Source organism: Oligosphaera ethanolica, assembly GCF_030814695.1.
GTDB classification, from domain to species: domain Bacteria; phylum Verrucomicrobiota; class Lentisphaeria; order Oligosphaerales; family Oligosphaeraceae; genus Oligosphaera; species Oligosphaera ethanolica.
Window position 1 is genome coordinate 2,118,454 of sequence record NZ_JAUSVL010000001.1, and the last position, 23,820, is coordinate 2,142,273.

22 protein-coding genes are annotated in these 23,820 nt (G+C 61.8%); 20 read left to right on the forward strand and 2 right to left on the reverse strand.

Annotated features, from left to right (window positions below):
- Nucleotides 1–3: 3 nt before the first annotated feature.
- The 18 genes from J3R75_RS07155 to trpB all read left to right on the forward strand — a co-directional run bounded on the left by J3R75_RS07155 (nucleotide 4) and on the right by trpB (nucleotide 19,450).
- Complete coding sequence (locus tag J3R75_RS07155; RefSeq protein ID WP_307260796.1) at nucleotides 4–1,443, forward strand: radical SAM/SPASM domain-containing protein; 1,440 nt, start codon at nucleotides 4–6, stop codon at nucleotides 1,441–1,443.
- A complete protein-coding gene (locus tag J3R75_RS07160) occupies nucleotides 1,431–2,090 on the forward strand; it encodes a LolA family protein (protein ID WP_307260797.1) in 660 nt (219 codons plus the stop codon). Before J3R75_RS07155 ends, J3R75_RS07160 begins: the two co-directional genes overlap by 13 nt.
- Complete coding sequence (locus J3R75_RS07165) at nucleotides 2,069–5,101, forward strand: MMPL family transporter (RefSeq protein ID WP_307260798.1); 3,033 nt, start codon at nucleotides 2,069–2,071, stop codon at nucleotides 5,099–5,101. The genes J3R75_RS07160 and J3R75_RS07165 overlap by 22 nt, the downstream gene beginning before the upstream one ends.
- Complete coding sequence (locus J3R75_RS07170) at nucleotides 5,098–5,484, forward strand: ApeI family dehydratase (RefSeq protein ID WP_307260799.1); 387 nt, start codon at nucleotides 5,098–5,100, stop codon at nucleotides 5,482–5,484. Before J3R75_RS07165 ends, J3R75_RS07170 begins: the two co-directional genes overlap by 4 nt.
- Nucleotides 5,481–5,951: an acyl-CoA thioesterase gene (locus tag J3R75_RS07175; RefSeq protein WP_307260800.1), complete on the forward strand. Its 471-nt coding sequence runs from the start codon at nucleotides 5,481–5,483 to the stop codon at nucleotides 5,949–5,951. Before J3R75_RS07170 ends, J3R75_RS07175 begins: the two co-directional genes overlap by 4 nt.
- Nucleotides 5,948–7,060, forward strand: a complete 1,113-nt coding sequence (locus tag J3R75_RS07180) for a beta-ketoacyl synthase N-terminal-like domain-containing protein (RefSeq protein WP_307260801.1) — start codon at nucleotides 5,948–5,950, stop codon at nucleotides 7,058–7,060. Before J3R75_RS07175 ends, J3R75_RS07180 begins: the two co-directional genes overlap by 4 nt.
- Nucleotides 7,057–7,668 (forward strand): hypothetical protein, encoded by a 612-nt coding sequence (locus J3R75_RS07185; RefSeq protein WP_307260802.1) that lies wholly within the window; start codon nucleotides 7,057–7,059, stop codon nucleotides 7,666–7,668. Before J3R75_RS07180 ends, J3R75_RS07185 begins: the two co-directional genes overlap by 4 nt.
- Nucleotides 7,665–8,915: a B12-binding domain-containing radical SAM protein gene (locus J3R75_RS07190; protein WP_307260803.1), complete on the forward strand. Its 1,251-nt coding sequence runs from the start codon at nucleotides 7,665–7,667 to the stop codon at nucleotides 8,913–8,915. The genes J3R75_RS07185 and J3R75_RS07190 overlap by 4 nt, the downstream gene beginning before the upstream one ends.
- A complete protein-coding gene (locus J3R75_RS07195; RefSeq protein WP_307260804.1) occupies nucleotides 8,912–10,258 on the forward strand; it encodes a lipid biosynthesis B12-binding/radical SAM protein in 1,347 nt (448 codons plus the stop codon). The genes J3R75_RS07190 and J3R75_RS07195 overlap by 4 nt, the downstream gene beginning before the upstream one ends.
- A gap of 3 nt (nucleotides 10,259–10,261) precedes the next feature.
- Nucleotides 10,262–11,461 (forward strand): DUF2062 domain-containing protein, encoded by a 1,200-nt coding sequence (locus J3R75_RS07200; protein WP_307260805.1) that lies wholly within the window; start codon nucleotides 10,262–10,264, stop codon nucleotides 11,459–11,461.
- Entirely contained in the window at nucleotides 11,436–12,350 is a 915-nt protein-coding gene (locus J3R75_RS07205) for a lysophospholipid acyltransferase family protein (RefSeq protein WP_307260807.1), read from the forward strand. Before J3R75_RS07200 ends, J3R75_RS07205 begins: the two co-directional genes overlap by 26 nt.
- A 2-nt stretch (nucleotides 12,351–12,352) precedes the next feature.
- Entirely contained in the window at nucleotides 12,353–12,628 is a 276-nt protein-coding gene (locus J3R75_RS07210; protein WP_307260808.1) for a phosphopantetheine-binding protein, read from the forward strand.
- 21 nt (nucleotides 12,629–12,649) lie between these two features.
- The gene (locus tag J3R75_RS07215; RefSeq protein WP_307260809.1) at nucleotides 12,650–13,837 is read left to right on the forward strand and encodes a beta-ketoacyl-[acyl-carrier-protein] synthase family protein; all 1,188 of its coding nucleotides are present in this window, start codon (nucleotides 12,650–12,652) and stop codon (nucleotides 13,835–13,837) included.
- Between the two features lie 3 nt (nucleotides 13,838–13,840).
- A complete protein-coding gene (locus J3R75_RS07220) occupies nucleotides 13,841–14,575 on the forward strand; it encodes a beta-ketoacyl synthase chain length factor (protein ID WP_307260810.1) in 735 nt (244 codons plus the stop codon).
- 601 nt (nucleotides 14,576–15,176) lie between these two features.
- Nucleotides 15,177–15,767, forward strand: a complete 591-nt coding sequence (locus J3R75_RS07225; protein WP_307260811.1) for a hypothetical protein — start codon at nucleotides 15,177–15,179, stop codon at nucleotides 15,765–15,767.
- 36 nt (nucleotides 15,768–15,803) lie between these two features.
- A complete protein-coding gene (fabG, locus tag J3R75_RS07230) occupies nucleotides 15,804–16,547 on the forward strand; it encodes a 3-oxoacyl-ACP reductase FabG (protein WP_307260812.1) in 744 nt (247 codons plus the stop codon).
- A 17-nt stretch (nucleotides 16,548–16,564) separates the two neighbouring features.
- Nucleotides 16,565–18,067: a phytoene desaturase family protein gene (locus tag J3R75_RS07235; protein WP_307260813.1), complete on the forward strand. Its 1,503-nt coding sequence runs from the start codon at nucleotides 16,565–16,567 to the stop codon at nucleotides 18,065–18,067.
- A gap of 171 nt (nucleotides 18,068–18,238) precedes the next feature.
- Nucleotides 18,239–19,450 carry a tryptophan synthase subunit beta gene (trpB, locus tag J3R75_RS07240; RefSeq protein ID WP_307260814.1) on the forward strand — a complete coding sequence of 404 codons (1,212 nt, stop codon included), beginning with the start codon at nucleotides 18,239–18,241 and terminating at the stop codon, nucleotides 19,448–19,450.
- 580 nt (nucleotides 19,451–20,030) lie between these two features.
- Here the strand turns inward: trpB and J3R75_RS07245 are convergent.
- Nucleotides 20,031–21,059 (reverse strand): IS110 family RNA-guided transposase, encoded by a 1,029-nt coding sequence (locus J3R75_RS07245; protein WP_307260815.1) that lies wholly within the window; start codon nucleotides 21,057–21,059, stop codon nucleotides 20,031–20,033.
- A 784-nt stretch (nucleotides 21,060–21,843) separates the two neighbouring features.
- Here J3R75_RS07245 and J3R75_RS07250 point away from each other — a divergent pair.
- Together J3R75_RS07250 and ltrA are read left to right on the forward strand one after the other, a co-directional pair.
- Nucleotides 21,844–21,993, forward strand: coding sequence for a hypothetical protein (locus J3R75_RS07250; protein WP_307260816.1), 150 nt, complete (start codon nucleotides 21,844–21,846; stop codon nucleotides 21,991–21,993).
- A 2-nt stretch (nucleotides 21,994–21,995) separates the two neighbouring features.
- Nucleotides 21,996–23,273 (forward strand): group II intron reverse transcriptase/maturase, encoded by a 1,278-nt coding sequence (ltrA, locus tag J3R75_RS07255; protein ID WP_307260817.1) that lies wholly within the window; start codon nucleotides 21,996–21,998, stop codon nucleotides 23,271–23,273.
- 171 nt (nucleotides 23,274–23,444) lie between these two features.
- On the opposite strand, the gene J3R75_RS07260 is transcribed toward ltrA, so the two are convergent.
- Nucleotides 23,445–23,720, reverse strand: coding sequence for a hypothetical protein (locus tag J3R75_RS07260; RefSeq protein WP_307260818.1), 276 nt, complete (start codon nucleotides 23,718–23,720; stop codon nucleotides 23,445–23,447).
- Nucleotides 23,721–23,820 lie beyond the last annotated feature (100 nt).

Genomic DNA, 23,820 nt, shown 5'->3' on the forward strand with positions numbered 1-23,820 from the left:
CGTATGTTTGACATTCACCACTATGATTTCACGGATGCCGAGATAGCCGCGGCGGCGGCGGCGGACCGTCTGCTCTCCCTGGAAGTCGAGTTCAACCGCCAGTGCAACTACCGTTGTCCCTACTGTTATGCGGCGGCATCGGAGCAAGTGCCAGCCCAATATGATCCGCGGGTGATTGATGTCGCGGTCAGTCAGGCGGCAGAGTTGGGCGCCCGGAAGATCGTCATTCTGGGGGGTGAGCCGTTTCTGTTCAAGGGTCTGCGGGACAAAGTATCAATGATCAGAGCTCGCGGTCTCGGTGTCGAGATACACACCAATGGCTCGATCATGACCGCCGAACTGGCCAGCTTTCTCTTTGCCCAGGGCTGTCGCGTGGTCGTCAAATTCAATACCCGCAACCCGGCCGTGCATGAGCTGCTTACCGGCGTGAAGGAATCGCTGGACAACTCCTTGAACACCCTGCGACTGCTGCAGGAAGCCGGGTTCAGCGAGGACATGCTAGGCGCCAGCAGCGTGATTTCCGCCGACAATATCGACGAAGTGGTAGACTTGTGGAAATATCTGCGCCAGAGAAAGATCCGGCCACATTTTGAGATATTGACGCCCCAGGGTCGGCTTCTTTCCCACCAAGAGCTGGAAGTGGACCTCCGCCGGCTGCAGGCGGTCTTCACCGAGATAGAGCAGTATGACCGCAGCATCGGCCATGCCTGGGACGCGCAGCCACCGTTGGTCGGCGCAAAATGCCTGCGGCACACCTATTCGGCGCTGATCAACGCCGAGGGCGAGGTCTTTCCCTGCGTGGGCATTGACATCGCCATCGGCAACATTCTCGCGCAGCCCCTGGCGAAGATTTTGCGGGACAGCGTGATCATCAAGGATTTGAAGAACCATCTGGAGATGATCAAGGGCCCCTGCCGGGTATGCGACAAAGCGGCGAGCTGCTATGGCTGTCGCGGCGCCGCCTATCAGCTGACGGGCGACTACCTAGCGTCGGATCCCCTGTGTTGGCGGAACGCCGACAAACAGGCACAGATTCAGGCATTGCCCATGGCGGCGCTACCTTACATCCCGCATCGCCCGCCGATGGCGATGGTGGAAAAGATCGTCAAGGCCGGGGTGACGCATGTGGTATCGGCGGTGATTCGTCCCGACAACCTCTTTGTCAATGGCGCCGGCGTGCTTGACCGCGCGGTGATTCCAGAGTTGGTAGCGCAGGCCGGGGCGGCGATGGATTCGTTCCATTACGACGGGCGCGTCCGTCCGGGCTTTCTCGCCATTGGCCATGCCATTCGTTGCAGCCGCGATATTCACTGCGGGGACGAGATCAGCATCACCCTCAGTGAAGACAACATTCTGGACAACTGGTATCAACTCAACTTCAGCATCAGCAACCAGCTTGGCGAGCTGTGCGCGCAGGGCGAGGTTAACGTATGCATTATATGAGAATCATCGCGTTGCTGTTGTTGTGCCCTCTCAGCCTGCTCCGGGCGGCAGACACCGCGGTGGCCGCGACGGCCGCGCCGCCGACGCTAGCGACGCTGGCGGAGTTCGCGGCGTGGTTGCGGCCGCTGGCGGCCGTGCGCAGTGTCCAAGCGGAGTATCGGCAGACGCGCCTGCTGCGCTCGCTGAATTTCAGTCTGAGCATCCATGGTCACATGGCGCAGGAGCAGGGCCGGCGCCTGCTCTGGGCGACCACCAGTCCCATGCGCTCGACCTGCATTTTCAGCGAGGATTCGTTCCAGCAATGGGATGCCGAAACCGGCAAGGTCACGAGCCTTTCGGCGGCGGACATGCCATGGCTGAAGGTACTGTTCAACTGCCAGAAACAATGGCTAAGCGGCGATCTCGACGCCCTTGCCACCGACTTCAGCATCGAGCCGCTGGACGACCACACGCTGCGGCTTACCCCCCGGCGCCAGGAGTTCCAGCTGTTCTTCACCCAGATTGAGATGCGTTTCCGGCCGTCCTACGACGCCATTGCACGCCTGGTGTTCAGCGAAAAGAATGGCGATTCCATGCAGATGGATTTTTTCAACATCAGAAATAACGAGCCCATACCCGAGCAGCTATGGATGCTACCGCCAAAATAACCCGATGGCTGACCGGGGCACTATGCCTGGTCCTGCGGCGGCGCCGAGCGGCCTGGGCTGCCGTGCTCGTCCTGGTCGGCGTAATGGCCGTCACGGCGCTGCGCGTGGGCACGTTCAGCAACGACCTCGGCCACATGTTCCCCGCCGACTCCCTCTCGGGCAACCTATACCGCCTGATGACGCGGAGCGGACTTGGCGACTTGATCCAGCTGGAATTGGCCAGCGGTCAGGCCGGCGGCGCCCCAGCCATGCTGCCGGCCGTCGACCGGCTGGTTGCGGAGTTGAGCGGCATGCCCAGCATCAGCTCGGTGGACTTCAGGCTCACCGGCGGCATTGCCGACAGCTGGAGTGAACTGGCGCCGGCGTGGCCGCTGTTGACCGACGCGTCCATCCTCGCGACGGCTGACCCCGCCCAGGCGGTTCAGAAGCTGCGCCAGGCCTTAATGCTGCCGGCCGCACCGCTGGCGGCTTGGCGACATGACCCCTTCGGCTGGCAGGGCCGGCTATTGGGCGAGTTGCAGGACTTCCATCGGCTGAGCGGCATGAAGATATCGCTGCAGCATCCCTACATGACCGACGCCGACGCGTCCCGTCTCCTGCTCACCCTGCAATGCCGCCCCGGCGAACTCGCCACCGCCGCGCAGATCGCTCCGCTGCTGGCGACTATCCGCCAGGCGGTGGCACGGGAGCTGCCGGGAGTTACGCTCACCATCATCTCGCCACTGAAGCATGTGCTGGACAATGAACGGGCGGTGCGGCGGGACATTCTGCAGGTCAGTCTCCTGTCGCTGCTGGCCTTGCTGATCCTGTTTCTGCTGTTGTACCGCGGCGCCTATGACGCGGTGTGGATACCGGTCATACCCTTTGCCACCACGGTCATCGTCACCGGCCTGATGGCTGTCATCTTCGACGAATTCTGCCTCTTCATACTGGGCATTTGCGGCAGCATCGCGGGTCTGGCGGTCGATCAAGGCATCCACGTCTACGCGGCCTACAGCGGGCGCTGGCGGGTCCGTGCGCTGGCGCGCATCTGGCCGCCGCTGCTGCTCAGCGCGGCGACCTCGGCGCTGGTGTTCTTCATGTTTGCGCTGACCGGCATCCGCGCCTACAGCCAGCTCGGCATTTTTGCAGGCTGCGCCCTGCTGGTCAATGTCGTCCTCTCTTTTTTCATTCTCCCCACCCTGTTGCCGCAGCGCCCACGGCTGCAGTTTGCCTGCGCCAGCTTCCAGCCGGGGAAAAAGACCGCGTGGCTGATTGTTTGCGCGTGGCTGCTGGGCTCCGCAGCCGCCGTCAGCGTCCTTCCCCGCATCCGTTTCGATTTCAACCTCAGCGCGCTGGACGGCGCCAGTGCCGAAACCCGCCTGAGCGAGGAGGAATTCCAGCGGCGCTGGCGGCGGGATGACGCCGGCAATCTGATCGTCGTCAGCGCCAACGATCGGGACGAGCTGCTGCAGTCCTGCGAAGCACTGGAACGGCTGCTGGGCGCCAGCGGTACGCGCTGCTTTCATCCCGCCAGGCTGTGGCCGTCCCGCCAGACCCGGGAAGCGCACCGGCAAACGTGGCGGCAGCCGGAAGCGACCGCAGCCTTGCGCCGGCTGGAAGATGAACTCGCCCGTGAATGCCAGCGCACTGGCTTGCCACCGGCTTTTTTCACGGCATTTTTTGACTCGCTGCGCCAGGGCATCGCCGGCGACGCTGAGCGGCCGGAGCCGGCTTTTTTCCGCGACGTCACGGCCCGGCTGATTCGTGAGCGTGGCCACACGCTGTCGGCCATGTTCTTCTTTGCCGGCGCCCTGAACGACGGCGAGCTGGCGGCGCTGCTGGAAAAGCTCGATGGGCTGGGCAATTGCGCGTTGCTGTCCAACGATGCGTTTCGGGTGGCGACCGGCCGCGATTTTCGGCCTTTGGCGAGTCGGGTCCTGCTATGGGTCGCGCTAGGGCTGTTGTTGTTGTTGCTGCCGGTGTATCGTTCGCCGGCGAAACTGCTGATCATCATCCTGCCGGGTTTCACGGCCGCACTGTGGTTTGCGGGTCTGGTCGCAATCAGCGGCCGGCCCGTCAACATCGCCACTTGTTTCGGCATGATTATGCTGATCGGGCTGGTGATTGATTACGGCATCTTTGCCCTGCATCACGTCACCGCCCGCGATGCGTCGACAATACCGACGGCGATATTTCTTTCTGCGGGTACCACCCTACTGACCTCAGCCGCACTTTTAGTTGCCCGTCACCCCATACTCTTTCACACCGGCCTGGTGCTATTCGGGCAAATCCTGCTGGCGGCGCTGACCGCGCTGTATGTCGTCCCAGCGCTGGTGCGGCTGTGGCGCGGGCGGCGCGGCGGGCTGTTTGTCGCCGCCCTGGGACTGCTTTGGCTCGCTGCGGGCTGCAGGATCACGAGCGGGCAGGGCGAGGCGCCGCGGCAACTCACAGCGGCGGCCGCCGCCGGCGAATGGCAGGCGTTTCAGCAGGCGCAAGGCGACGAACCGGCGCAGATGCTGACCATGAAAGTCGACATTCTCTGGTACAGCTTCCCCATGCTGCTGGTCGTGCAACGCGACGCGACCAGCCAGCGCCTGCAGGCGACCGGCATGCTGCCAACGGGCGCCGTCGTCTTTGCCGTGAGTGGGGAAGGGGGGCGGCAAAGCCAACATCACGTTGCCGCAGTCGTGCCGGCCATCGCTCGCAAACGAATCTTCGCCGGGATCTACGACGACCTCTGCAATATCTTTCTGACCTCGTCGCAGCCGGGGCCATTCCCCGCCGTTGCAAGCACGCCCATCCGGCAACGGCTGCCCTCGGGCATCGTCCAGACTCTCGACGGCTCGCCCCTGCGACCCGTACACAAGAAACTGGGGACTTTTCCTCGGCGCCAATGGGTGGTACACTATGCCGACTGGGATGACGACCTAAAATCCTGCCGGCGCATTGTCTATAAAAATTACCGGACGAGATGCACCTTTACCTTCCAGCGCCCCGCGCCGCCGGAGAAAGAGACCTTGGCGCCATGACCTTATCACCCATCAAAAACGATTTGCGCCGACGCCTGCAGCCGCTGTGCCGGCAGGACGACGGCAGCTACCTCACCAGCATTCATTTTGACCGGGCCTTCTGCGGCTTCGCCGGGCATTTTGACCACAATCCCATTGTGCCCGCCGTATGCCTGGTCGCAGCCGCCGAAATGCTGGCCAGCGATGCCGTCGGCAAGCCGCTACAGCTACGGGAAATCGCTCAGATGAAATTCAAGAAGCTGCTCGCGCCGGAAGCAGACGCCGTGTTCAGCTTCCGGCAGAACGCCGCCGAGAGCGGTCTGTACACCTTCATCTTCACCATCACCACCGGCGACGGCCAGTCCGTGGCCCGCATCAAACTCCAGCTGGCAGAAAGCGCATGAGACGCAAAAAACGTTATTTCCCGGCCTATCCCGGCGACCCGTCGCCGATCAGCATTGTTGTCAAGCACCGTCTGACCTTCAGCGAAGTCGATGCCCTGGCCATCGCCTGGCACGGGCATTATCCCCGGTTTTTTGAGTTGGCGCACACCGAGCTGATGCGCAAGGTCGGGCTGACTTACGAAGCCTACAAGCAACACGACGTCGGCGCACCGATTGTGCAATGCCACGTGGACTATTTTGCGCCGCTCCTGCTCGACGAAGAATTCAGCATCCGTGCAGAGCTGCACTGGAGTGACGGCGCCCGTCTGAACGTCAGTTACACGGTGCAGGGCGCCGACGGCCGCATCGCCGGCACCGGCTATACCGTGCAGATGTTTTTCAATGTCTATACCCACGAGCCGTACATACTGCCACCGCCACTGGTGGCGGAGATCTGGCAACACTGGCAACATGGCGAAATCCAATGACTGCAGCGCTCGTCCATATTCACCATGCCGAGGCCATATCCGCCGCTGGCGACGATCTCGCCGCTGCCCGCGCGACCTTCGCCGCCGGCGCGCAGCCCTTTGTCGTCCCGACGCATTTTGCCGCGCGGGGCGTCCACCACGGCCTCTGCGCGGCGCTGCAGCCATCGCCAGGTGAATCCCGGGCCATCGCCCTGCTCAAGCGGCTGCTGTCGCGCCTCCCGGCGTTGGGCGACGACGATGCCATTTATCTGGCGACCACTGTTGGCGCCATAGACTGCCTGGAACAGAACGCCAGCGGGCCCACGCCGGATTGCATCGGCATACTGCTTGATGCGGTCCTGCGGCATTTCCCGCGCTGCTCGGTGACCCTGGTCGCCGCGGCCTGCGCATCCGGCCAAAGCGCCACGGCCGCGGCCATGCGGGCGCTGCGTGGCGGGCGTTGCCGCCGCGCGCTGGTCATCGGCATCGACATCTGCAGCGAGTTCGTGACCTCGGGCTTCGTGTCCCTCGGAGCCGTGTCACGAACGCTGACCGTGACGCGCCCTTATGACGCCCAACGCGACGGCCTACTGCTCGGCGAAGGCGCCGGCGCGCTGCTGCTAGGCCTGGACGCCGGCGGCGCCGGCGGTACCATCGGTGCCCTGCTGGCCGCCGGGGAATCCTGCGACGCCGCCCACATCACCGCGCCCAACCTCGCCGGCGAGCAGCTGGCCGCCTTGATCACGCAGACCCTGGGCCGTGCCGGCCTGCGGCCGGAGCAGCTCGGCGGCATCATCGGCCATGGCACTGGCACTATCCACAATGACCAGTCCGAGCTGGCTGCCCTGGACTTGGTTTTTGCCGGCCAGGGCGCCTGTCCGCCCCTGCTGTCCATCAAAGGCAACACCGGCCATACTCTCGCCGCCACCGGCGTCCTGCAGATCGTCTACGGGCTGGACTTCCTGCGCCAGGGGCAGCTACCCCCGCAGGCCGGCCTGCTACAGCCCGCCGCCGGAGCCGAGCGCTGGGTCGCCGCCCAGGCGCGGCCGCTGCGCTGCCCGCGCCTGCTGTCACTCAATGTCGGCTTCGGTGGCTTGAACAGCGCCCTGATCCTGGAGGGACGAGCATGATTACCGCTGGCGTTTGTCTAACTCTGCAGCAAGCCGTCTGCCTTAGACGCGAAACACTAGCCTACGACGGCCTCGGCGAACTAAAAAAACTCATCGTCGCGGCCGCCGACCGCTTTGTTCCGGGCGACCTGGAGGACTTTCGCCGTGCTTGCGACATGGTGCGCCTGGCCCAGCTTGGCGCCATCCTCGCGGCATCGGACCGCCGCACGTGGTCGCCGGCGGGCACGGCGCTCATCGGCTGGAATGGCTGCGGCTGCACCCCGGCCAACCAGGCCTACTGGGATGACTACCAGCAGCACGGCCGGGAAACGGGCCGCGGCATGTTCTTCGTGCCGACGCTGCCGTCCATTCCCGTCTGCGAGGCCGCCATCACCCTCCATCTGCAGGGGCCGGTCTGCTACATCCGCACGCCCCCGCAGACGCGAAAGCTGCAGGAGCACCTTGACGATCTGTTCTCCGACGACGCGACTATCCGGCAAATCATGCTTGCCGAAATCCATGTGGACCATGCCTGCCTGCTGCTCTGCGACAGGCAGCCCGGCCCACTCCCGGATCACAACGACTTGACCGCAGTATTTTGGCAAGCGAAAAAGGACCTCACGCCATGAAACTCAAATTGATCTACCCGCAATGGCCCAAACTGCCCAATCAGCCGCGCTTCAACCTGCCGCCCATGGGCCCCGTGTCCTTCGCGGCAGCACTGCCCGCAGACGTCGACGTCGATTTCTGCGACGAGAATGTCGAGGCGCTGGACCTGCAGTCCCCGGCCGATCTCTACGCCATTTCCTGCATGCTGACCTGCCAGACACCGCGCGCATACGCCATCGCTGACGAACTCCGCGCCGCCGGCAAAACCGTCATCATGGGTGGCATCGCCATCATGCTCCACCACGAAGAAGCCGCGGGCCACGCCGACAGTATCTTCCTCGGCGAAGCCGAAGGACGCATGGACGCCGTCTTCCGCGATTTCGCCGATGGCAAGCTCAAGCCGGTCTACAACTTCCTCGGCCAGTTTCCCGACACGGCCCTAATTGGCCCGGCGCGGCGCGACATCCTCAAGCGCGAGCTCTACAACTACCGCGGCGTCCAGATGGTCGATCTCGTCCACGCCTCCCGCGGCTGTCGTTTCAACTGCTTTCCCTGCTGCACGCCTTTCCTGGGCGGCCGGCAATTCCGCCCCCGCCCCATTGACAAGGTCGTCGCCGAAATGGCCGCCATTCCCAACAACCGGCTGTTCATCGTGGACAATTCGCTCGCGCAGGACGACCAGTGGGAAAAAGACCTCTTCCGCGCCATGGCGCCACTGGGCAAAAAATGGGTATCGCACCCCATCAAGGACGACCCGGAGATTCTCAAGCTGGCGCAGGCGGCCGGCGCCTGGTACGTCTATCAGGCGATCTTCGACACCTCCGATTTCATCCGCGCGCGCATTCAGCGCTACAAGGACCACGGCATCGGCGTGGAGGGCACCATCATCCTCGGCACAGACGATCAAAGCCTGGATGACATCAAACGACTCGTCGACTTCCTCCTCGAAATTGATCTCGATCTGGCTGAATTCACCGTGCTCACGCCTTTTCCGCACTCGGCCATCTGCACCCAGCTCACAGAGCAGGGACGCATTCTCCACCGCGACTGGGGCCGTTACACCGCCGGCGAGGTCGTGTTCAAGCCAGCCCGTATGAGCGTCGACGAACTGCAGTGGGCCTATCAGTACGCCTGGGATAGCTTCTACAGCGAGGAATCCAAGGAGTTCAAAATGGCCAAGCTCTACCTGGACGTGCTGAAAAAAGAGCAGGCGCCACTGACCGAGTCCCTGCGTCCCAGCAATGTCAAGTGGGGGCATCAGGCATGAAAATCCTGGTCTCAGCCGCCAATTTCTGCCGTGAGCCCCTGCCGGTATATCCGCTGGGCATGGGCGTCATCGCCGCCGTCCTGAGCGCGGCGGGCCACGATGTCCGCCAGTTCGATCCGCTGCCCTGCGGCGAAAACGACTACCCGGCCCGGGCGGCGGAGCTCTGTCGCGATTTTATGCCCGACCTGGTCTGCGTCAGCATCCGCAATCTCGACGTGGCCGACAGCCAGTCCGCCAATCAGGCGCTCTTTCAAGCGGTCTGTGCCGTCATCGCCACCTGGCGCCGGCTGTGTGCCGCCCCGATTATCCTCGGCGGTTCCGGCTTCACCATGAACCCCGAAGCCGTGATGAAACATTCTGGTGCGGACTACGGCATCGCCGGCGAGGGCGAGAGCGCGATCCTCGAGCTGGTCGCGGCCATCGCTGCCGGCCGGCCACCGGTGCGGGGAACTATCATCCGCAAGCCAGCCGCAGCGCTATCCGGCGCCCGTTATTCGCGCCAGATCGCGGCCTATTACGATGACCAGACCCACATCATGCCGCTGCAGACCAAGCGCGGCTGCCCCTTCCACTGTGTCTACTGCACCTACCCGAGCCTCGAAGGGCGCACGCTCCGGCTGCGGCCACTGGACGAGGTGCTCGACGACATCAGCTACCTCAAAATGACCTATCCCGACGCCATGCTCTACTTCACCGACTCCGTGTTCAATGATCCCAGCCACCACTACCAAGACATCCTGCGAGGGATGCTGGAGCGCGATCTGACCATGCCCTGGACGGGATTCATCACCCCCTTTGGCGTCAACGGCGACGACCTCGACCTCATGGCTGCCTCGGGCCTCATCTGCGCCGATCTCGGCATGGACGGCACAACCGACGCCACCCTGGCCGGCCTCGGCAAGCACTTTACCTTCCAGGAAGCCAGAACCTGCTGCGAGCAACTCCTGGCGCGCAAAGTGAGCGTGCACGCCAACGCCATGTTCGGCGGCCCCGGCGAAACCTGGGACACGGTCCGGGAAGGCATTGCCAACCTGCTCGCCCTTGCCCCCGTTTACACCATCATCTTCTCAGGCATCCGCCTGCTCAGCGGCGCACCCATCATTGCGACAGCCCGCCGGGAAGGCCTGATCGCCGACGACTGGGATGACACCCAGCCGCTCTACTACTACGCGCCCGGCATCGACGCCGATACGCTCCACCAGCAACTGCTCGCGGCCTTCAAGGACAGCCCGTACTGCGTCTACCCGCCATCAAGCCGCAGCAACGACTACCGCACGCTCCATAAATATGGCTTTGCCAAACTCAAAAAGCTCGAACTGAGCCAGCAGCGCCGGAGAAGCTAGGGCATGAAGGTCGCCTGCGTTATTCCCCTCTATAACAATGCATCCACCGTCCTCGCAGTGGCCGGCGACTGCCGGCGCTACCTGGAACAGGTCGTCGTCGTCGATGACGGCAGCAGCGACCTGCCACCGCATTTCGACCGCGATCTGCAGGCCATCGGCGGGGAATTGATCCGACATAGCCACAATCGCGGCAAGGGCGCCGCCATCAAATCCGCCCTGGCGCTCCTCAACCGCAGCGATACCGACTACATGATCACCATCGACGCCGATGGCCAGCACCTCCCCGACGACCTGCCGCAATTCCTCGATCTGCTGGCCAAGGACGGCCAGGACGGCGACCTCATCGTCATCGGCGCCCGCGATTTTACCGGCAAAAATATCCCCGATGCGAGCAAATTCGGCCGGCAGTTCTCCAATTTCTGGGTGAAACTCGAAACCGGCGTCAACTGCGACGACAGCCAGAGCGGCTTCCGCGCCTACCCGGTCAAGGCCCTCAGCCGCCTAAAGCTACGCTGCTGCCGGTACAATTTTGAGATTGAGGTGCTGGTGCGCTGCCTCTGGGGCGGCTTGCGGCTGCGCGAAATACCCATTGGCGTCATCTATGCCCCGCCCGGCGAGCGCATCACCCACTTCCGGCCGTTTATGGACAACCTGCGGCTGTCGCTTTTACATACGGCCCTGGTGGCACGCCGGCTCAGTGGCCTGCCTTCGCGGCGACTGGTGGCGACCGCGCCAGCGCCAAACACGCCGTCGCCATGGAAAAGCCCCAGGGCGTTTTTCCTCTTTTTGTTGCACGAGAATGCGACGCCAGGACTACTGGGCCTGTCAGCCGGACTCAGCAGCTTTCTGGCGATTTTGCCCTTGCTGTCCTGCCACATGCTGGTGATTCTCTACGTCTGCATCCGCTTGCGCCTGAACAAGGTGATGGCCCTAGCGATTCAGAATCTGTTCATGCCGCCGCTGACGCCTTTTCTTTGCCTGCAGCTGGGTTATTTTATGCGCCACGGTACATTCCTGCGCGAAGCGAGTATGCAAACCGTTGTCTACGAATTACATCTGCGTTACTTGGATTGGCTGCTCGGCAGCCTCGTCCTGGCACCGCCGATCGCCGTCGTCGTCGGCTTGACGGTCTACGCCGCCGCCAGCCGCCTGAACCGGAAAAAAAGCAGGTTGGACCATGCCGGTTGCAGCGAAAAATCTTAGCGACCAGCGGGGCAACGCCCTCGGCATCGGTTTTTTCCGGGTCGTCATCCGCGCCCTCGGGCCGCGTTGCGCCTGCGCCATGGTCTGGTTCGTCGCCTTTTTCTACGCCGTCTGCGACGGCACTGCCCGGCGAGCGGCGACGCCCTATTTACGCAGTCGTTTCCCCAAGGCGGGCACCATGGCCCGGCGCTGGCATTTCTACCGCCTGATTGTCGCCCAGGGCCAGGTGATCATCCTTGCCCACTGGCTGCGTAGCGGCCGGCAGGTGCCCATCCGCGAAGAACAACCCGAGCATCTGCGCGACGCCTTGTGCGACCGCCGCCGCGGGCTGATTCTGCTCATCAGCCACGTGGGCTGCTGGCAGGCCGCACTCACCTACCTGGAAAACTACCAGCGGCCAGTCAATCTGCTGATTCAGGCCAACGCCAATGTCCACATCGCCAAAATGTTCCTGGGCCAGCACGTCACCATCATCAATAATGACGGCCCCTTCGGCGGCCTGCTTGATTGCGTCGCCGCGCTGGAACGGGGCGAAATCGTCTGCATCATGGGCGATCGCCAAGCAGGCGACCACGAGGAAGCGCTGCCCATGACCCTGCTTGGCCGACAGCTCTTCATCCCCCGCTCACCATGGCTGCTGGCCGCGCGCTGCCGCTGCGCCATCGTGCCCGTCTTCACGCTCATGCGCGGCATGGCCGGCGGCATTGACTTCTTTTTCGCGCCGCCTATCACCATTGAGTACAATCTGCCACGAAAACCCCCTGCCGACATCTTTACGCCATATATTGCCCAGTATGCCGCCGCGCTGGAAAAAATGGCCGTTGACCACCCGTATCAATTATTTCATTACGACCACCAAGCAAGTACTGCAACGCCCCGGGAGACCTGAAGATGGATGACGCCACCGCTGCCTTTCGCCAAGAATTCAAACAGAAGCTCATCACCTGGCTGCACCTCGAAGACAAAACGCCTGATGACATCAAGGACGACGACGCGCTCTTCGGCTCCGGCCTGGGCCTGGACTCCCTCGACGCCGTGGAAATCGTCATCGCGCTGAAACGCGAATACAACATTCCCCAGAGCGCCGTTGATCAGCGCCGCGAGATCTTCACGACCTTCACCACCCTCAGCGATTTCGTCCAGCACTATCACGAACAGCAGCACTAGTCAGCGCCTCAGACACGACTCATGATGAGCACTACGCACAACCTGGCCGGCGTCATCGGCAAAGGCATGATTTCCACCCTGGGGAATACTGTCGCCGAGACTCGCGGCGCGTTATATCAGCCTGTTCCCCGGCTGCCGGAATTGCCGCGCCGGGTGGCGACCACGCTGTCCCTGCCGGTGTTCGAGGTCGCCGACCTGGCGCCGGACACGGGCATTCCGGGCGGCTTCAGCCTGCAGCTGCTTCGTCACGCCTTACGCGAAGCGCTGGACGACGCGAAGCTGGCCGGCGGCGACCTGGCCGGCAAACGGGTTGGTGTCTGCATGGGCACCACCGTGGCCTGTCAGCTCAACGACATTCCCTTCTATGCCACGCTGCGCAGCGGCGCGCTGCCGCCGGCACGGCCACTGAACAACTACATTGCCGGCAATCCCGCCGAGTGGATCCGCCGGGAACTCGGGCTCAATGGCCCCGCGCTGACCATTTCCAACGCCTGTTCCTCCGGCGCCGACGCCATTGGCATCGGCCTCCTCTGGATCCGCCAGGGCCTCTGCGATCTCGTCATTGCCGGTGGCACCGACGAGCTCAACCGCGTGCCTCTGGTGGGATTCAACGCGCTTGGCGTCTGCGCGCCTGGGCCCTGCCGGCCCTTTGACGCCGATCGCGCCGGCCTGAATCTCGGCGAAGCCGCCGGCGTCGTCATCCTCGCCCCCGCCGACGCGGCAGCGGGCGACCGGGCCGTCTGCGCGGTCGCCGGTTACGGTAACAGCGCCGACGCGTTTCACATCACCCAGCCCGACCCCGAGGGCCACGGTCTCGAACGCGCCATCAGACTCAGCCTGGACAGCGCCGGCATGATTCAGCCCGGCGACATTGACTTCATCAACGCCCACGGTACCGGCACGCCCGCCAACGATCGCGTCGAAGCCATTGTCTTCCACCGCCTTTTCGGGGCCGCTGCCCGCTTCCTGTCCACCAAAGCGCTGACCGGCCACACCCTTGGCGCGGCCGGGGCGATCGAATGCATCCTCACCCTGCTGATGCTTGAAGAGTCCACCGTGCCGGCTAGTATGCGCTTCGAGCGCCTGGCTGCGGACATGCCCTGCGGCCCCTTGCGCAGCCCTTGCCGGCTGCCGGCAGCGCAGTGGGCACTCTCCACCTCGCTGGCCTTCGGCGGTGCCAACAGCGCGCTGGTCCTCAGGAGACGCTAAGCCATGCCTGATCTCTACCTGCAAAACTGTCGCGTCTTTAGCCGTTTTACGACGCCGCTGAGCGAGGACGACCTCAAAGCGGTACGCATCGCCTGCTCGCTGCGGCGGGCCGACCGTTTTACCACGCTGGCAGCGGCCGCCGTGAAAGCCCCCGCCGGCCAGGCGTTTCCCGCTACCCTGCCGCCGTCAACCGGCCTGATCACCGTCAGCGCCTTTGGGCCACACAAGACCGTCTTCGCCACGCTTGACGACATTCTTGATTATCCCGAGGACATGATCCTGCCGGTCCGCTTCTCCCACTCGGTCCACAACGCAGCGGCAGCCTACCTGGGGACCATCCTGGCAATCACGGGACCGACCTTTGCCGTCACGGGCTTCGAGGCGCCGCTCTTTGCAGCACTGGAACTGGCTCAGACCCTGCTGCACGCCGCCGCCTGCCCCCTGGTGCTGCTGATCGGCATTGAAGAACGCGGCAGCTTGACACAGGCGGCGCCGGCACTTGCCCCCGAGCGCTTCCCAACCGAGCCGGAAGAAATCGTCTGCGCCATGCTGTTGAGCACCGAAGCAACCGCCGGCAGCCGTCGCGTGATTCACGAACGCCACCCCAGCACCAGCACCAGCACCGGCACCGGCACCAGCACCAGCCAACCGGCGGCGGCGGCATGCACCCTCGGCCTGAGCGAGGCGGCCATTCGCCAGCTAGCCGAAAGCGACAACACGGCGGACCTGCGACTGTAATCGGTCAGTGTACACCCCGGCGCTTCGCTGGGACAATTTGCAGGTTACATGCTCCTTGGGTAGGCGGCGGCGTGTGTAGTTCAGGCTTTAGCCTGCTCCCCATTCCCCGGTTATCCGGTCATGTAACATAGGAGCATGGTTAAGCGACTACGGCGCAGAAACATAGAAATTGTATGATGTTGATTATCGGCCCGGAGCAGACAATGCTCGTCGACTGATCGGCCAGGTTCGGCCCTTTGGGCCGAATGCCGCCGGGACGGCGGCGCTCCCAGGAGTCCCCGGCGTCCGCCAAGCAGTCCCCCGGCGTCCAAAGCGTCATTCCCCACGGTCCCGAAAGTCCCCACAGTCCAATCCATGGGATCATGCCTTATGAGTCGTGAGTCCTCGCCCCAGCGCCGCCGCCAAGCAGTCCCCACGGTTCCCGGCGTTTCCTGGGGCCGGCCAGTAACAATGACGGGCCGAATGCCGCCGGGACGGCGGCGCTCCCAGGAGTCTCCGGCGTCCGCCGCTGACTTGTAAAATGCCGATCCGGATGTCTAATAATGACCGTGTTTTTCTTCTTGTTCGCCCATATTCACCACCAGCAACGGGAGGCCCGACCATGAAACACCACATTTTCACCATGCGCTCGCTAATTTGTGCCTGTGTTATGCTTGCTGGTGTCGCGCTCAGCGCGGCAGACGATGCGGCCCCGGCGGCTGGAAATGCCGCCAGCATGACGCCACCCCAGCCCAACAAAGTCAAGGTCGCCAAAGTCAGTTCACAATGGATCAAAGCGGCCGAGGCAAAAGAATACGTGCTTGACCTCGAAAAGGTGCCGCCGCCCTACCGCAACGAGATCAAATTCTACACCGTGAACGCCCTGCATTCAGTAGGCTTGAAAGAGGTTGCCAGCAGTGATCTCGTCATCAAGGTCGAGCTCATCGACAGCCATTTCAATGTCGTCCCGGTCAATCCGCGCAAAGAACGCAAATCGGTCCAGTACGTCATAACGGCCAGCGAAAAGGGCAGCATGATCTGGACGGCGTCCAGCTCCTGCAGCAGCCGGGCAACGGAAATCAGCAACTACTGGTTCCCCGGCCTGGTGGCGTCCATTCTGCCCAACTTCGGCAAAAGCCATGGCGGGCCGCTGTCCATCGGCAAATATCCCATCTACTTGAATGCGGTCAACACCCCGCCTGCCGGCAACTAAGCACCCCGCGGCCGCGCAGCGCAGACCAGGAAAGACATGCCACAGGAATCCGCATCTACCCCGACAGCACTCATCATCGGCGGCTGCAAAGGCATCGGCCGGGCCATCGCCGCCAGGCTGGCCCGGGATGGCTTTGACATCCTTGCCAGCAGTCGCCAGGACAGTCAGGACGTAGTCGCGACTGCGGAGCTCGTCCACCAAGCCGGCCGGCAGTTCACGCTGCTGACTTTCGATGTCGGCAACCGCGAACAATGCCGGGCGGCGCTTGCGCCCCTGCTGGCCGACGCAGCGCTGCCGGAGGTCGTGGTGTATAACGCCGGCATGGCCAGGGACAACCTCTTCGCCTTCATGGACCCGAGCGAGTGGCAGGACGTGATCAGGACCAATCTTGACGGCTTTTACAACACCGTGCAGCCCTTTGTCTTTGGCATGATTGCCCGCCGCCGGGGCCGCATTATCGCTATCAGCTCGGCATCAGGCCAGGCCGGCCAGGCCGGCCAAGTCAACTATTCGGCCGCCAAGGCCGCCCTCATCGGCGCCGTCAAGGCGCTTGCCCGGGAAATAGGACGCAAGGGCATTCTCGTCAATGTCGTTGCCCCCGGCGTGATCAGCACAGCGATGACCGCTGAACTCCCGCTGGAGCGAATTCTGCCGCTGATTCCCCTCAATCGCGTCGGCGCGGTTGATGAGGTCGCCGGCGCGGTAAGTTTCCTCGCGGGGCCCGACAGCAGTTACGTCCACGGCCAGGTCCTTGCGGTCAACGGCGGCCTGGTCATCTAGGAAACAGATTCAGCGTCATGTCACATTCATCATCTGCCGCCCACGAGGCCCTTGTTGTCGGTTCCGGTGCCTCCGGGCTGACCATTGCTCTCCTGCTGGCCAAAACGGGCCGGAAAGTCACCTTGATTGAGCAGCAGGCGAGCATCGGCGGCTATCTGCGCCGATTCACCCGCAAAGGCCTGCGCTTCGACACCGGCTTCCACTTCACCGCTGGCTTTGATGACGTGATGCCCCAAATACTCCAGGTCCTCGACCTCGAACGTGATGTCATCCCGTCGCCCATGCACTCGGCCTTGTACCTTCATGAGAGCGGCCGGCGCCTGGAACCACCGGCCACCGGCCTGAGCGAGCTGGCCGAATACCTCGCAGATATCTTTCCCGACGACGCCCCGGCCATCCGGCGCTACTACCAGCTTGAGCAGCAAATCGTTGCCGAGACCCCGCTCTTCAATCTGCATAACACCGAGCAGATGCTGGCGCCGCAGCTGTCCTCCTATGACGCCATCACCCTGCAAGAATACTTCGCAGAGCAGCACTTCCACTCGTCGGAGCTGCCCGCCGTCCTTGGCATCATGGCGTTCTGCCACGGCACGCCGCCTCAGGAAATACCGCTGGGTCAGCATTGCCGGATCAGCTGCGGCCTTAACCGACACCTATCGCGGGTGGAACACGGCGGCGACGCCTTTCTCAATGGCTTTCACCGGGAACTGAAACGCCATGGCGTCACCATCCGTACCAATACCACCATCGACAAAATGTTGAGCTTCACCGCCGACCAGCGTTGCCGCGAGGTACTCCTCAGCACTGGCGAAACTCTCGCCACGGACACCATCTTCTTCGCCGTCCACCCCGAATGCTATCTGCCGCTCTTCCCCGAGGCCCTGCTCACGCCAAGCACCCGCCGCCGTTTCGGCAAATACCAGGACACCTGCAGCTTCTTCGCCATCTACGGCCGCCTTGATCATGAACAACCACCCAAGCAGGAGCTCCTTCAGTACATCAGCAGCAACGACCTCAACGCGGTCCTTGGCCCCGGCGCCAACGCCTACGGCACCGGCATGGTGACCAGTAGCGAACGCGACGCCCAGGGAAAAAAACACACGACCCTTACTGCCTTCCGCAATATGCACCTGGATGAATTCAAGGCCCGCTGCGGCATCACCAGCCTCCAACAACGCCATTCCCAAAAATACCTCGATACCAAACAGCAAATCACCGCCGAAATTGTCGCCGACATCCTCCGCGTCTACCCACAGTACGCCCAGGCCCTCACCGTCCTCGACAGCGCCACGCCACTGACTTTCCTGCGCTATTCCCCGCCGCGCGGCAGCGCCTACGGCGTCAGAATCAAAATGTCCGAATCGCGCCTGGCCGGCCGGCTCCCCGTGAACAATTGCTTCGCCTTGGGCCATCACGCCATCATGCCGGGCATTCTCGGCTCCATACTCGGAGCCTTCCTGACCTTCCGCCTGGCCGCCGGCGAAGAACAATACAACGCCGTCGTCGCCAACGCCCGCTAGGACGAGAAGAACACCCGACCATCACCCGCTCATCCGCCAGAACCACAGTGACGACGGCACGGACTTTTGCCGCCAACGCGGGTTGTCTTTCCCCCTCCTTGTGCTACTGTACCGAAACATTGACTTGGTTTATTCCTATTGTTTTTGACCTATTACGCGGAGGATCTTGCGATGACGACGTTCAAGAAGGGCAATGTTTTGCCGGATGCGGGTGGTTATTATGGCGAGTACGGCGGTGTTTACGTGCCGGAGTGCTTGATTGGTCCTTTGCAGGAGGTAACGGATGCGTATCAGCGGATCAGTCGGTCGGCTGATTTCATTGCCGAGTTGCGTTATATCCGGAAGCATTTTCAGGGCCGGCCGACGCCGGTGAGTTATTGCAAGCGGCTGTCCGACCAGCTTGGTGGCGCGCGGATTTATTTGAAGCGTGAGGATTTGAATCACAGCGGTGCGCACAAACTCAATCACTGCATGGGCGAGGGCCTGCTGGCGAAGTACATGGGCAAGAAGCGGGTGATTGCCGAGACGGGCGCGGGCCAGCATGGCGTGGCCTTGGCGACGGCGGCGGCGTATTTTGGCCTGGAGTGCGAGATCCACATGGGTGAAGTGGACATCGCCAAGCAGGCGCCCAATGTCGCCCGCATGAAACTGCTGGGCGCCAAGGTAGTCCCCGTGACCTTCGGCCTGCGGACCTTGAAAGAGGCGGTCGACTCCGCCTTTGCCGAGTATCTGAAGGACCCGGTCAACACGATTTACTGCATTGGGTCGGTGGTAGGGCCGCATCCCTTCCCCATGCTGGTGCGGGACTTCCAGGAAGTAGTCGGCATTGAAGCCCGCGAGCAGTTCCTGGACATGACCGGCGGCCTGCCCGAGGCCGTGACGGCCTGCGTCGGCGGCGGCAGCAACGCCATGGGCATTTTCCGCGGCTTCCTGGACGACCCGACCGCGCTGTACGGCGTCGAGCCCCTGGGCAAAGGCCCGAAGACCGGCGACCATGCCGCGAGCATGACCTACGGCACGCCCGGCATCATCCACGGCTTCAAATGCTACTTGCTGCAGGACAAAGACGGCGAGCCCCTGCCAGTCTATTCCTGCGCCAGCGGCCTGGACTATCCCGGCGTCGGCCCCGAACACTGCTACCTGAAAGACCAGGGCAGGGTGCAGTATGTCACCGCACTGGATACCGAGGCGATTGACGCATTCTTCAAACTCTCTCGCCTGGAAGGCATCATCCCAGCACTCGAAAGCGCCCACGCCGTCGCCTACGCCATGAAACTGGCGCAGGAAATGAAGCAAGGCGCCATCCTCGTCAATCTCTCCGGACGCGGTGACAAGGACCTCGACTACGTCATCGAAAACTACGGCTTCGGCACCCCGGAATAACCCGACGCCGGGGCGGCGGCGCGCCCTGAGTAGCAGCGGCTTCCAGCCGCTGCTCGCAAACACCTGGCAGAACGAATAACAACAAGACAGACATCGCAAGACCGGTGCGGCTGCGCGACCAGGATGGGAATCGGTCAGCCATTGATACTGTATGCCAGTAATGCCTCTTTCTGGCGCGGTGGGACGCGACGTGCCTGGCCAATGTGGCGCCCTCCGGGCGCATTCCTATATTATTGTCATACCCCGGGGTGCGGCGCCCTCCGGGCGCCTCTCCCGGGGTTATGCATGGTACGGCCCTGCGGGCCGAACTTGGCCGATCAGGCATTGTATTGCCGCGAAGCGGCAGAAGCGCTGAAAGCGCGAAATATGATAGCCCAGGGCAAGCACGCTGAAAGCGTGCGCCGCCCTGGGTACAACGCCAACTATGGCCGTGTTCCTCGGCCGCTTTGGTCCCAGTCGGCGCAGCTGACTGGGACCAAAGCGGCAATGGAACTCATTGACTGCTGCAGTATTGCGCGCTGCGCCCCATCGTCGATGGTCTTTTAGGTCGCCCCTACAGATACTGTGTTTGCTACAGGCGTCAAGCCGCCGGCGTTTTTATCTTCATCTCGTATTGCGGATCATACTTCGCGCCATTCAACACCATCCTGCGAAGAATGAGAACCATTGACCGCATACAGGCGCACCTGGCTGTGAGTGGCTTCTTGCCTCTTTGAACCAGCCTTTCGTACTTGTTAGTCAACGTAGGAACCTTTTTCACTGAATGTATTGCGCACAAATACAACACCTTGCGAAGCAATGGCGAGCCATGTTTACTCAGCCGCGATTTGTTCACGCTGGTCCCAGATTCCTTCCTGCACGGCGCCAGGCCCGTATAAGCAGACAGTTCATTTCGAGACTTATCCTCCCTAATAGGGCCAATTTCACTGAGAATTATGCAGGCTGACAAGAATGCAATACCTGGAAAACTGCTCATGATGCCCACGTTCGTCTTGAGTTCCTCGTGCTGGGCAACAAGCTTCTTCATGCCCTTCTCAAGCTTGTCGATTTCCTGCGTATAAACGGCGATAACCCGCTCTTCGGCTTTATATACGACACTACCTCGAGTCATGGTTTGCAGCCTCGTTTTGGCGGCAGCCCTGCTACAAACCAGAGCTTCACGGGTTCTAACCAACTCCCTGAGCTGCTGATATTCGTCGGGAAGAACTTGAGTAGGCTTAGGCTTACGTTCGGTGCCCATCCGCGCCAAGCACCTTGCCTCCATTGCATCAGTCCGATTGCCAAGACCATGACTGTCAATGAACGCCTTGGTGATTCGCGGATTGAGAATCGCTGGGGAACTTCCGGGAAAGGCTTCGATAATCCAAGGAAGCATCTCGCAGGAAAATTTGCCTGTAGACTCCATGACAAATCCAAGCGAGTTTCCATCCTGCAGCGCTTCCGGAACCTTACTGGCAATCCACTGGGCCATTTCGGCAATACCTTCCTGCGTGCGCTGGAACTTGCGGCTTGGAAGGATGCGGAAGTCCTCCTGGTGGTTGTCAATTGCCGCCACAAAGGTGGCCTTAGCAACGTCAAGTCCACACCACATTGTTGATGTTGTAACCATGATTGAATCCTCCTTGTTGGCCACGTAGGGTAAGGAAGTGCCCACAAAATCTGACTTATGAATGCGAACTCATGGGTTCTTGATACTGTACGAATTTTGTGGAGCACGGAAACGGGATGCCGCACTTTCTGTAGGACGCCTTTGTCAAAGCAAGGGCTCAACGTGCTGGCATCCCGTGTTTTTTCCCGGTTGGCCACTCGGGAAAAAAGCCGAAATAAAATATTACCCAAAGAGCATGATGCACATTCCTTGCACTCGCTTCGCTCGTGTTCCGAACCTTGCGGTTCGGCTGAAACAACGCGCAATAAAAAAAGCGGCGCGGATCATATAAGGGCTCATTGCGGGTGTGGCCCTTCCCCAGGGCGACGCGCCCTGCGGGCGCTTGCCGTGTGCCCGGCATGGGCGAGAACGATCCCCCACTCCCATAAAATCTGCGGATTAGAGGAGGCTTGGGGACTCATTGAGTGACAACAAGAGTAGCGAAAGGCAAGTAGGCGCCCGCGAGGGCGTCAGGCGAAAGAAGCCCTGGCAACGGCACGACCGCAGGGATACGAACGGACAGTGAGGCATAGCGTGGGCGATGAGCGTGCGGCTAAACGCGAAATCCAACAGTCACCGAAAGACACGCAGTGTAGAGTCCGGCGGCACGGGCCAATTACGTTCTCGCACCTTACCCGGGGAGATCTCCAGCGTGAGAGCGCTGGAGAAGTCAGCAGAGGCCATAGTAGCGTAGAAGCTGTTGAAAGGCAGTGGAGCGAAGGGCCGAAGAACAGGAAACGCAACGATGGACAAACTCGCCAAGGAAGCGAATAAGGAAGACGCAACCACTGAAACGGCTGGGACGACTGGCTGGGACGGCGGGCCGGTGACGGTGAAGCAATGGATGTGTGAAGCCAACACGGGTATCAACCGTAGTTTTCGAGGCGGAGAATGAACATGTCAGACGTGCGTAACGAACCAAACCAAGCAACAGTACCAGGCCCGAGCCTGGAGGAGGTGTTGAACAACGAGAACGTATGGGCGGCGTGGAAGGCGGTCAAAGCCAACGACGGCGCGCCCGGAGTCGATGGGATGGATGTGCAGAAGACTGCCGAACACCTGCGGAAACATGGTCAGGAGATATGGGAAAAGGTCCGACAAGGGACATACATTCCGGGAGCCATCCTGGCTGTGGAAATACCAAAGGCGAACGGCGGTACGCGCAAACTAGGCATTCCCAACGTACAGGATCGACTGATCCAACAGGCACTTCACCAAGTGCTGAGCTTACGGTGGGAACCTCTTTTCAGCAACAGCAGCTACGGCTTCCGGCCCAATCGGAGCGCGCATGACGCGATTCGCCGGGCACAGGAGATCGTCATGTCAGGACGGATTTGGGTGGTGGACATCGACTTGAAGAGCTTCTTCGACGAAGTCAACCACGACATCCTGATGCGAGAGCTGCGCAAAGAGGTTACCGACAAACGAATACTGAAGCTGATCGGCCGATACCTGACTGCCCCGATGGTTGAAAAAGACGGCACTCGAACCAAGCGAACGAAAGGCGTGCCGCAAGGCGGCCCTCTGTCGCCACTGCTGGCGAACATCTATCTGACCCCGTTGGACCAAGAACTGGAGAAGCGGCAGCTGCCGTTTACCCGATACGCGGACGACGTGGCCATCTATGCCGGAAGCCGCCGCGCGGCCGAACGCATTCTGTCAGATATTGTCGAATGGATCGAGACGAAGTTGAAGATCCCTGTCAATCGGGACAAGAGCAAAAGCGGGAAAAGTGATGACACGGCCTACCTAGGAGTTACCATACATTCCGATGGCAAGATGGAAGTGGAGACCAAACGGCTTGAGCGCATGAAGGCCGAGGTCCGCAGGCTGTGGGACGCCAGGCAGAACCTGACGAGCGAACAGCTGCGAGGCCAATGGCGGAAATACGCCACGGGCTGGTGGAACTATTTCCAAATCGCCACGCAAAGACGCAACGTCGCCGATACGGCGGGCTGGATAAGGAGGCACATCAGAAAGTGCTTCTGGATACGCTGGCACTCAGACGCCGGTCGAAGAAAGGCGTTGATTGCACTCGGAATAACGGGAAAGATGCTACAATGGGCAAAAACATCACGAGGAGCCTGGTGCATGGCGAAATCACAGCTGATGCATACGGCGCTGAGCAACAAAACCATGGACAAATACGGTCTCATTGTGCCTTGGAGCGTTTAACCGGTCATAAAAGAACCGGTGCTGTTCAACCGCCGGATGCGGAAAACCGCATGTCCGGTGGTGTGGAAGGGCGCGGGGCGCAATCCCCGTTGCCCCATCCGATCTGGGCTATCTTAGGTCGCACCTTCGGTGCTCAAAACCTCGGCGAATGGTCACGCGAACGGTCACCAATCAACTCCTCGCCAACCATTGCCAGTACACTACGTGAAGAGCACTAATCCTATGAAACCCGCTGCCGCAAAGGACGGCGGAAATCAAGGTCGGATGGTTGGGCGGCGGCGGGCCGTGGGTTTCCTGCAAATTGTCCCCGGTGTTTTCCCCACTGGGGTGATTACTCCTATGAAACACGCTGCCGCAAAGGTCGGCGGAAATCAAGGTCGGATGGCTGGGCGGCGACTGGCCGTGGGTTTCCTGCAAATTGTCCCAGCGAAGCGCCGGGGTGTACACTGACCGATTACGTCTCGCGGTCGTGGAGTGGGCGTCTCGCCCACTCCGACAAGACGGCTTATTAAACCGTCCTCGTCATCCACGCCGACCGTACCCGGCC